This window comes from Mycolicibacterium fluoranthenivorans (genome assembly GCF_011758805.1).
Lineage (GTDB): Bacteria > Actinomycetota > Actinomycetes > Mycobacteriales > Mycobacteriaceae > Mycobacterium > Mycobacterium fluoranthenivorans.
Map to the genome: position 1 here is coordinate 643,997 of NZ_JAANOW010000003.1, position 9,475 is coordinate 653,471.

At 65.8% G+C, this 9,475-nt stretch carries 9 protein-coding genes and 1 pseudogene; 4 read left to right on the forward strand and 6 right to left on the reverse strand.

All coding sequences use genetic code 11. The features are described 5' to 3' along the window. Position 1 precedes the first annotated feature (1 nt). Entirely contained in the window at positions 2–943 is a 942-nt protein-coding gene (locus tag FHU31_RS26535) for an ABC transporter substrate-binding protein (protein WP_167163607.1), read from the reverse strand. 119 nt (positions 944–1,062) lie between these two features. On the opposite strand from FHU31_RS26535, the gene FHU31_RS26540 reads away from it, so the two are divergent. Beyond that, the gene (locus FHU31_RS26540) at positions 1,063–1,419 is read left to right on the forward strand and encodes a LapA family protein (RefSeq protein ID WP_167163608.1); all 357 of its coding nucleotides are present in this window, start codon (positions 1,063–1,065) and stop codon (positions 1,417–1,419) included. A gap of 15 nt (positions 1,420–1,434) precedes the next feature. Here the strand turns inward: FHU31_RS26540 and FHU31_RS26545 are convergent, their stop codons facing one another. After that, complete coding sequence (locus FHU31_RS26545) at positions 1,435–2,445, reverse strand: phosphotransferase family protein (RefSeq protein WP_167163609.1); 1,011 nt, start codon at positions 2,443–2,445, stop codon at positions 1,435–1,437. A 22-nt stretch (positions 2,446–2,467) separates the two neighbouring features. Next, on the reverse strand, positions 2,468–3,097 hold the full coding sequence (locus tag FHU31_RS26550; RefSeq protein WP_167163610.1) for a histidine phosphatase family protein: 630 nt from the start codon (positions 3,095–3,097) through the stop codon (positions 2,468–2,470). A gap of 18 nt (positions 3,098–3,115) precedes the next feature. Here FHU31_RS26550 and FHU31_RS26555 point away from each other — a divergent pair, with 18 nt between their 5' ends. Both FHU31_RS26555 and FHU31_RS26560 read left to right on the forward strand, forming a co-directional pair. Continuing rightward, on the forward strand, positions 3,116–4,192 hold the full coding sequence (locus FHU31_RS26555; RefSeq protein ID WP_167163611.1) for a zinc-binding metallopeptidase family protein: 1,077 nt from the start codon (positions 3,116–3,118) through the stop codon (positions 4,190–4,192). Beyond that, complete coding sequence (locus FHU31_RS26560) at positions 4,192–4,950, forward strand: SDR family NAD(P)-dependent oxidoreductase (protein ID WP_167163612.1); 759 nt, start codon at positions 4,192–4,194, stop codon at positions 4,948–4,950. The genes FHU31_RS26555 and FHU31_RS26560 overlap by 1 nt, the downstream gene beginning before the upstream one ends. On the opposite strand, the gene FHU31_RS26565 is transcribed toward FHU31_RS26560, so the two are convergent. Further along, positions 4,947–5,510, reverse strand: a complete 564-nt coding sequence (locus FHU31_RS26565) for an MmyB family transcriptional regulator (RefSeq protein WP_208411384.1) — start codon at positions 5,508–5,510, stop codon at positions 4,947–4,949. The two genes, FHU31_RS26560 and FHU31_RS26565, sit on opposite strands and share 4 nt — an antisense overlap. Before the next feature lie 305 nt (positions 5,511–5,815). On the opposite strand from FHU31_RS26565, the pseudogene FHU31_RS31715 reads away from it, so the two are divergent. Next, a pseudogene (locus FHU31_RS31715) lies at positions 5,816–6,940 on the forward strand (MFS transporter); the annotation flags it as partial. A 282-nt stretch (positions 6,941–7,222) separates the two neighbouring features. Here FHU31_RS31715 and FHU31_RS26570 read toward each other — a convergent pair. After that, positions 7,223–9,130, reverse strand: coding sequence for an alkyl/aryl-sulfatase (locus FHU31_RS26570; protein WP_167163613.1), 1,908 nt, complete (start codon positions 9,128–9,130; stop codon positions 7,223–7,225). A gap of 15 nt (positions 9,131–9,145) precedes the next feature. Continuing rightward, positions 9,146–9,475 (reverse strand): metallophosphoesterase family protein (locus FHU31_RS26575; protein ID WP_208411385.1); only part of this gene is annotated, 330 nt, incomplete at its 5' end.

Here is a 9,475-nt window from a genome sequence, read left to right on the forward strand (position 1 = left end):
CTCACTTACCGGGAAGGGGTTTGTCGAAACCGTTGTCCTTGATCCACTTTTCGGCCGCTTCCTCGGGGTCCACACCCTTGTTCCCCTCGACCGAGGTGTTGAGCGCGATCAGCGCCTCGGTGGACAATTTCGCGCTGACGGCGTCGAGCACGCTCTTGAGCGGAGTGGACAGTTTCGCAGAAGCGACCAGTGGCACCACGTTTGCGGCAAGGAAGACGCTCTTGGTGTCGTCGAGGACGACGAGCTTGTCCTTCTCGATGGCCGGCGAGGTGCTGAAGATGTTCGCGGCGGTGACAGCGCCGCTGTTCAGCGCCTGTACCGTCGCGGGGCCACCACCGTCACTGATCGCCACGAAGTTGGCCGGTGAGATGTTCAGGCCGTACTTCTGTTGTAGGCCCACCAGACCGGTCTGCCGTGTCTGAAACTCCGATGGTGCGCCGACTTTCACCTCCGCCGAGTGCGCCGCCAGATCCGCGATGGATTTCAGATTCCACTTCTTGGCGACGGCTTCGGACACCGCGAGGGTGTCCTTGTCCTCGGCGGGCGACGGATACAGGATGGACAGGTCGCCCGGGACCGCCTTGAGCAGGGCCAGGAGCACCGCGTCAGACGTCGTGGCCACGCTGCCGGCGTCGAAGTACTGCAAGAGGTTCCCGGTGTACTCGGGGATCAAGTCGATGGAATGATCCTGCACGGCAGGGATATAGGTTTCCCGGCTGCCGATGCCGAACTGCCGTTTGATGGTGAAACCGTTGGCCTCCAACGCCTGCGCATAGATCTCGGCGATGATCTTGGACTCGGTGAAATCCGCCGAGCCGATGGTGAGCGATTTCAGGTCACCGGACACCTCGCCGCCGCCGAGCGGGTTGGCACTCCCACACCCCGCGCTCACGAGCGCGAGCAACGCTGTGATGACGATCAAGAATGTACGTCTGCAGCGCATACCGTCCCCTCGGCCAGGTGGCTGTTACCTCGACAGTAACGGGCCGTCCCGCGACATGCCGGACTTTAGTTCACCGTGAGGGGGTTTGTAATCGCCCTGAAAGGGGCAAGATAAATACCATGACGACCGACCCGCATGCGTTGCCCTCGGAGCCGGAGCAGCCGCTCGAGTCTTCGGGGAGATCGGACCCGCCGCCCCCACCGGAGGACGCGGTCAAGTTCACCCGGGCCGCCGCCCTGTGGTCGTCGCTGATCACCGGATTTCTCATCCTGATCGTGTTGCTGATCTTCATCGCGCAGAACACCGACTCCGGCACGTTCCACTTTCTGGGCTGGAACTGGACGCTGCCGCTCGGGGTGGCGCTGCTGCTGGCCGCGGTGTGCGGTGGGCTGCTCGCCGTGTTCGTCGGCGCTGCCCGGATCGTGCAACTGCGCATCGCCGCGCGCAAGAACCTGAAGGCGGCCAGGCGCCTCTAGGTCTGGTCGTCGCGCCTAGATCAGCGTGAGGCCCTCGGCGATCAGCGGGGCCACGGCCTCGCCGACGCGTGATGGTGCGCCGCCCTCACGCGCGCGGAAGTCGATACCCGCGGCGATGATGGCCAGCTTGAAATAGGCCAGGGCCATGTAGAAGTTCCAGTTGTCCAGCTCCTGGCCGCTGGCCAGCGCGTAACGCTGGGCAAGACCGTCGGCCGACGGCAGCAGCGGTGACGTCCAGGCCGCCTGCATGCCGAGCACGCCGTCGAAGTTCGGGTTGCGGTACACGCACATCAGCGCCGCGTCGGACAGCGGGTCACCCAGTGTGGAGAGCTCCCAGTCCAGCACCGCGCGCACCACCGTCGGGTCCGAGTTGTCCAGGATGGTGTTGTCGATGCGGTAGTCGCCGTGCACTATGGCGGCCCGGCTGCCCGCCGGAATCCCTTCTGCCAGAGCCGAATGCAACCGCTTCACATCGGTGTCCCGGGCATCGTCGGACAGCCGGACCAGGTCCCACTGCGAACCCCAGCGCCGCACCTGACGTTCCAGGTAACCCTCGGCCTTGCCGAAATCACCCAGTCCGACAGCCTGCGGGTCGACGGCGTGCAGGTCGGCCAGCACCTTGATCAGCGCGTCGACGCAACCCTCGATCACCTGGGCGTCGCCGAGCTCCTCGAGCTCGGAAGCGCTGCGCACCACCCGGCCGTCAACGTTCTCGACCATCTGGAACGGCGCACCCAGCACGGAGTCGTCATTGCGCATGGTGACCGCACGGGCGACCGGGACCGGGGTATCGGCCAAGGCCGCCACCACCTTGTACTCGCGCGCCATATCGTGCGCCGACGGCGTCAGCCCGTGCAGCGGCGGACGGCGCAGCACCCAGGTCGATGCCTCGTCGAACACCCGGAAGGTCAGGTTGGAGCGGCCGCCGGAAATCAGCTCGGCGCGCAGTTCACCGGAACGGGCGATCCCCTCCGTGCGCAGATGCGCATCCAGGGCGACGAGGTCGAGGCCTTCAAGGTTGGTCACGGGAACTGTTTACCACCCCGCCTCACGGCTCCTCGCGCGAGCGCTCGTCGACAAAGTTTCGGGGCAGCAGATCCCATACGTGTTCGGTCCCGTTCACCGAGGCGACGGCCAGCTTGCCGCTGCGCGAGGACAGCAGCCGGGTCACCGAGGCGTAGTCCACGTGGAACGACAGCAGCCGCTCGGTGCCGAGGATGTGATGCAACAGGACGTTGATGACACCGCCGTGACCGAATACCGCGACGGTGTCCTCGTGGTCGGCGGCGGCCACCACATCGTCCACCGCGGCCACCACCCGCTCCAGGAATGCCTTTTCGTCGACGCTGCTGGGCAGATGTCCGGAGATCAGCCTGGCCAGTTCCGCCGGGTTCTCCTTGGCGATCTGCTCGATCGGCACGTAGTGCGTCATGTCCCGGTCGTACTCGGCGAGCCGATCATCGATGTCGATCGGCAGGCCTAGCGCCTCGGCCAGCGGGCCGCCGGTCTGCACTGCCCGACGCTGCGGGCTGCTCACCAGGCGGGTGATCGGGAAGCGGGCCAGCGCCTCGGGCAGGCGCGCAGCCTGGGCGAGCCCCTCGGCGGACAGATCGGGATCGGAACCCTGACCGGGCTCGCTGCGCAGAGGTAACGCATGTCGGACCAGAAGCAGTTGCACCGTGACACCATATGGCCCGTGCGTGCCTTCGCCTGCCCGGTGTGTGACAGCTTCGTCGCGTTCGAGGCCGACCACTGCACCGAATGTCAGACTGCGCTGGGGCTGCACCTGCCCTCGCGAAACATGCTGGCCCTCGATGAGGGTGCGGCACTGCACGCGGGCAGCCGATGGATCCGGTGCAACCAGCACCGGACCCTGGCGTGCAATTGGCTGACCCCCGAGGCACAGGACCCAGGTTCGCCGGCCGGGCACCGCGGCCGCTGCCTCGCCGGATCACTGATCCGGCGGGAACCCCCCGCCGATGACACCCTGGCGCGGGAGAAGCTGATCCCCACCACCGTGGCGTTGCGCCGGCTGGTGTTTCAGCTCGCGGACATCGGGTTGCCCATCGAGCCGTACTGGCACGTCGACGGCGGCCTGGCGTTCGATCTGTTGTCCAGTCGCAGCACCGGTGAGAAGGTGATCATCGGCCACGCCCGCGGGGTGATCACCATCGACGTGGTCGAATCACTGGACGACTATCGAGAATCGCTGCGGGTGCGCCTGGGTGAGCCGTACCGCACCATGCTCGGCCATTTCCGGCATGAGGTCGGCCACTACTACCAGAACGTGCTCGTCGAAACCGGCACCGGCGCTGACACCTACCTCGAAGAGTGCCGTCGGCTGTTCGGCGATGAGCGAGCCGGCTACAGCGAGGCGATCGACCGGCACTACACACTGGGCGCCCCGGCGGGCTGGGAGGCGACGTTCATCTCCGAATACGCCACCATGCACCCGTGGGAGGACTTCGCGGAGTGCTTCGCGCACTATCTGCATATCGCCGACACCATGGACACCGCACGGGAAGCCGGCATGGTGCTACACGCCGACCGGGTGCGGTTCAATGCGCCGCGCGACATCGTGGCGCTGGAATGCTACGACGACGAACCGATCGAACGGATGTTGTTCGACTGGAAGTGGATGTCGCTGTTCTTCAACCGGGTGAACACCGCGATGGGCAAGAACCCGTTGTATCCCTTCGAGATTCCGGAGCCGGTGGTTCAGAAGCTCGGATTCGTGCACAAGGTCATCCGCGATACGGCCAGGAGGCGATGATGGGCTACGCCGACGAACTCTTCGATCTCACCGGCAAGGTGGTGCTGATCACCGGGGGCAGCCGCGGGCTGGGCCGGGAGATGGCGTTCGCCGCCGCACGGTGCGGGGCCGACCTGGTGATCGCCAGCCGCAATCTCGACGCGTGCGTCGCCGTCGCCGAAGAGATCACCGCGACCACCGGCCGGGCCGCGCTGGCCCATCAGGTGCACGTCGGGCGATGGGATCAGTTGGAGCCCTTGGTGGATGCCACCTACGCACGGTTCGGCAAGGTCGACGTGCTGGTCAACAACGCAGGCATGTCGCCGCTGTATGAATCGCTGACCTCGGTGAGCGAGCAGTTGTTCGACGCGGTGGTGAATCTGAACTTCAAGGGGCCGTTCCGGTTGACCGCCCTGATAGGCGAGCGCATGGTGGCCGATGGCGGCGGCTCGATCGTCAACGTGAGTTCGTCGGGATCGCTGCGCCCGGATGCGCACATGCTGCCCTACGCCGCCGCGAAAGCCGGATTGAACGTGCTGACCGAGGGTTTCGCGAAGGCGTTCGGTCCGACGGTGCGGGTCAATACGCTGATGGCCGGCCCGTTCCTCACCGATGTCAGCAAGGCCTGGTCATTCGGGGAGGGAAATCCGTTCGCCCACTTCCCACTGCAGCGGGCCGGCGATCCACCCGAGATCGTCGGCGCGGCACTGTTTCTCATGTCGAACGCGTCCAGCTTCACCACCGGATCGATCCTGCGGGTCGACGGGGGCCTGCCTTAGGGCGTTGCGGGCCGGGACGTCGGTGAGGCGTTGGTGGGTATCGCACTCATGTCCGTCGCAATCGCAGCCAGTCGGTCCAGGAGGTCCTGTTCCGGGCTGTGCGGCGCGGCGGTATAGATGACCAGCACTTCGTGGTCGTCAGACGCTGGCACATGGAAGGTCTCGTAGTTGAGGCTGATCTGACCGATGAGATCGTGGTTGAATTTCTTTGGTCCGTACGTCTTCTCGTGGACGTGTTGGGTCCTCCACAGTCTGGCGAACGTCGGGTTCCCTGCGGCGAGCTCGCCGATGAGGTGCTTGAGTGCGGTGTCCCGGGGATGACGTCCGGCGGCCATCCGCAAGACGCCGACCGTGGTGCGCGCCGCATCGCGCCAGTCCGGGTGAATCTCAGGCGCTCGCGGATTGAGGAAGATCTGCCGGGCCATATTGCGTTGCGCTGCCGGCAGTTTCGGGAAATCAGCGATCAACGCAGCGGCCAATCCGTTCCAGGCGAGGACGTCGCTGCGGTCGTTCATGATCAGCGCGGGAGCATCCTGGATACCGTAAACCGCGTGGCGCAACGAAGGCCGCAGCGCATCTCGGCGGCGATGCTGCGGCGGCGACCATGGCGCGCCGCGCTCGCAGATAGCGACCGAGTTCGTTGCTCTGTTGGCTCACCGGTCCAGTATCGGGTGCACGGCACGGGTGGCGGCTGCTCAAGGTGGACCTGTCAGTCCCAGGGTATGGCGGTCTCTTCACCCAGACGGGCTCGAGTTCGACGATCGCTGTCATGAGGGATCGATTCCAGCGAGACCATGACGCTGACCAGCCGACAACACCGCATGACTACCGGTTCACGGTGGCGGCCGTCGGATTGGCCAGCATCATGCTGCCGTTCTCGGTGACGGGCGCCGCCGTCGTCTTGCCACAGTTGTCCGGCAGCCTGCACGCCTCGGTAACCGACGCCCAGTGGACGCTCAACACGTTCAACATCACCTTCGCGGCCCTTCCCCTGGCCGCGGGAACCGTGGCTGATCGCATTGGGCGGCGCCGGGTCCTGCTGCTCAGTATCGCGCTGGTGGGTCTCTCATCGGCACTCCTCACACTTGCGCCGTCGATGATGTTGGTCAACATCGCGCGGACCGTTCAGGGCTGCGGGGCGGCCGGCGTGTTGGCCGCCGGTGCGGCGATACTGGCGCACGCCACCGTGGGACGCCAGCGCCAGATCGCCTTTGGCGTCCTGGGTACGTCTTTTGGAACGGGATTGGCGCTCGGTCCGATGGCAGCGGGCGCGTTAACCCAAACCTTGGGGTGGCGTTCGGTGTTCATGCTGGTGGCCGCGCTGTCGCTCCCAGCATGGGCCTGCGCGACCCGCGCGCCCGAATCCAACAATCCTGATCACCCCGGACTGGACTGGCCAGGTCTGCTGACGTTCACGGCGAGTCTGACCGCCTTGTCCGTGGCCTTCGTCGCAGCCGGTGCGCACGGCTGGACCCAGCCCACGACGCTCGCCTCATTCGGCGGCGCCGCCGCATTGTTGATCGGCTTCGCCTGGCTGGAACTGCACCAGGGGCCTCGCGCGATGTTCGACGTGCGGTTGTTCGGCAAACCAGCGTTCGTCGCGGTGGTGTGTCAACCGTTCACGGTGACCCTGGGCTTCGTGATCTTGCTGGTCTACCTTCCGGCCTACCTGCAAGGTGCCGGCGGACGTTCCGTCGCCGAAAGCGGGTTGCTCCTGTTACCGATGACCGCTCCGGTGCTGATCCTGCCGTTGATTGCCGCATTCATCGCCGCGCGAACCTCCTTGCGCGCGGTGTTGACGGCGGCGTCGTTGCTGATCGCGATCGGGGCCGCAGCGCTGACCACCCTGACCGACCATGGTTCGTGGCTGCTGCTCGCTGTGCCGTTGTTGCCCTTCGGGATCGGTGTCGGTCTGGCGTTCGGGGTGATGGACAACGCTGCCGTCAGTACCGTCCCGGTAGCCAACTCCGGTGCTGCCGCGGGGATATTCAACACCATGCGCATCACCGGCGAATCGCTGGCCGTTTCGGCTGCGGCCGCACTGCTCACGACATTGACCGCCCGCCATCTCCGCACCTCCGGCATTGATGCCAGAACCATTGCAGGGCAAGCGATCCAAGGTCGCATAGACGCCGCTAACCATATGATGACCGTCGACGGTGTGACGCACGCCTTCCACGCGGTGGGCCTTCTCCTGGCGGTGCTGTCGACAATCGGCGCCATCTTGACCTACGTGGCCCTGGCCCCGGAAACCACTGCGCTCGACCTCGATCTAGGGCGTGATGATGGCGAAACCCGGATCCGGGCGATCCAGGGCACCCAACAGCGTGGGCAACGCGTCGACAGCACCGCTGACCTCCACACCCGGCGAGCTCGTATCCCCGGCCACGAATGACAACAGTCGCAACTTGTTCGCCAAAGCGACAGTGGCCGTGGCTGTTTCGGGTGCGGCGGGGACCTTGCGGTGTACCAGTACACCGTTGCGCAGCGATAGTCGGTAGTTGGTGGCGACATCGGCGAACGTCACGTCGATCGCCAGGTCCAGCTCCCAGGCCCGCGGACCGTTGACGTTGATGGCGAACGTGTCGAAGATCTGCTCCGGGGTGAGCTGGCTCATCAACGACGGCGACGTGGTCTGCGTGGGGGTGCCGAAATTACCCTCGCGCAGTTCGGTGGCTCCGGACAGGAAGAAGTTGCGCCACACCGCGTTCTCGGCACCGTAGGCCAATTGCTCCAGTGTGTCGGCGTACAACTCGCGGGCACCCGCATGATTCTCGTCGGTGAAGATGGCGTGATCCAACAGGGTTGCGGCCCAGCGTAAATCGCCGTCATCGAAGGCCTGTTGGGCCAGTTCGACCACCTTGTCGAGGCCACCCATGGCCGCCACATAGCGCGGGCCCGCGGCTTGGGGCGGATGCTGCCAGAGCCGGCCGGGGTTGCCGTCGAACCAGCCCATATAACGCTGGTAGACCGCCTTGACGTTGTGACTGACCGACCCGTAGTAGCCGTGGGTGTGCCAGGCCTTCTCCAACGCCGGCGGCATCTGGAACGTCTCGGCGATCTCGATTCCGGTGAATCCCTGATTGAGCTGACGCAGCGTCTGGTCGTGCAGATAGGCGTACAGGTCCCGCTGCACCGACAGATACTCGACGATGTTGTCCTGGCCCCAGGTAGGCCAATGGTGCGAGGCGAACACCACGTCGGCACGGCCGGCGAAGGTGTCGATGGCCTCGGTGAGGTAGCCGGCCCAACCGTGCGGGTCACGTACCAGCGCACCCCGCAGGGTCAACAGGTTGTGCAGGTTGTGGGTGGCATTCTCGGCCATACACAGTGCCCTGAATTTCGGGAAGTAGAAATGCATTTCGGCGGGCGCCTCGGTACCCGGCGCCATCTGGAACTCGATCTCCACGCCGTCGATGGTGTGCTTCTCGCCCGTGCTGCGCACATCGACGGTCGGCACGATCAACGCGACCTCACCGGTGGAGCCGACCTGTCCCAGACCGCACCCGACCTGGCCCTGCAGGCCCCGGTCCAACACCGCGCCGTACATGTACGCGGCCCGGCGCGCCATCGCGGTGCCGGCATAGACGTTCTCCTGCACCGCATGCTCGGTGAAGCCCTCCGGCGCCAGGATGGCCACCTTGCCGGCATCCACCTCATCCTGTGAGGTGACCCCGAGCACCCCGCCGAAGTGGTCGACGTGACTGTGGGTGTAGATGACCGCGACGACGGGACGGTCCCCGCGGTGGGCCCGGTACAGCCCGAGTGCGGCGGCCGCGGTCTCGGTGGAGATCAGCGGATCGATGACGATGATGCCCGTGTCACCTTCGATGAAGCTGATGTTCGACAGGTCCAGACCGCGTACCTGATAGATGCCCGGTGCATCTTCCCCTGCCGCTCCGCTGGCCTTGGTCACCTCGTAGAGGCCCTGTTTGGCGCACAGCTGCGATTGCCGCCACAGGCTCGGGTGCACGGTGTCGGGGGCCTCTGCTGCCAGGAACCCGTAGGCGTCGTTGTTCCAGACCACTCGCCCATCGGCGGCGGTCACCACACACGGTTCCAGCGCCCCGATGAACCCGCGATCGGCGTTCTCGAAATCGCGGGTGTCCTCGAACGGCAGACTGCTGCGGTGCGCGCGATTGGCGGCGGAGATGGTAGCGATGGGCGGCTTCTGCTCCATGCCCACAGCCTGCCACTACAACCGGTGCAGTGTGACGTCCTTGAGCGCGCCATTCGCCGCCGTCGCAGTCATATAGGTACAGAACGGCTGGCGTCGCCGGTCGGTGGGTGAGCCCGGGTTCAGCAGGCGCAGCCCGGTCGAGGCGGTGGCGTCCCAGGGGATGTGGCTGTGCCCGAACACCAGCACATCGGTATCCGGGTACTGGCGCGCCATCCGCTCGTCGCGCCCGGCCGAGGCCCCGGTCTCGTGCACGACGGTGAACCGCAGCCCCTCCAGCGTCGCGTCGGCACGTTCGGGCAGCCGGGTGCGCAGTTCGTCACCGTCGTTGTTGCCCCAGCAGGCCAG

Coding starts and splice junctions, on each gene's coding strand:
- FHU31_RS26540 (WP_167163608.1), top strand. CDS start 1,063: ATGACGACCGACCCGCATGCGTTGCCCTCGGAGCCGGAGCAGCCGCTC.
- FHU31_RS26570 (WP_167163613.1), bottom strand. CDS start 9,130: ATGGAGCAGAAGCCGCCCATCGCTACCATCTCCGCCGCCAATCGCGCG.
- FHU31_RS26535 (WP_167163607.1), bottom strand. CDS start 943: ATGCGCTGCAGACGTACATTCTTGATCGTCATCACAGCGTTGCTCGCG.
- FHU31_RS26560 (WP_167163612.1), top strand. CDS start 4,192: ATGGGCTACGCCGACGAACTCTTCGATCTCACCGGCAAGGTGGTGCTG.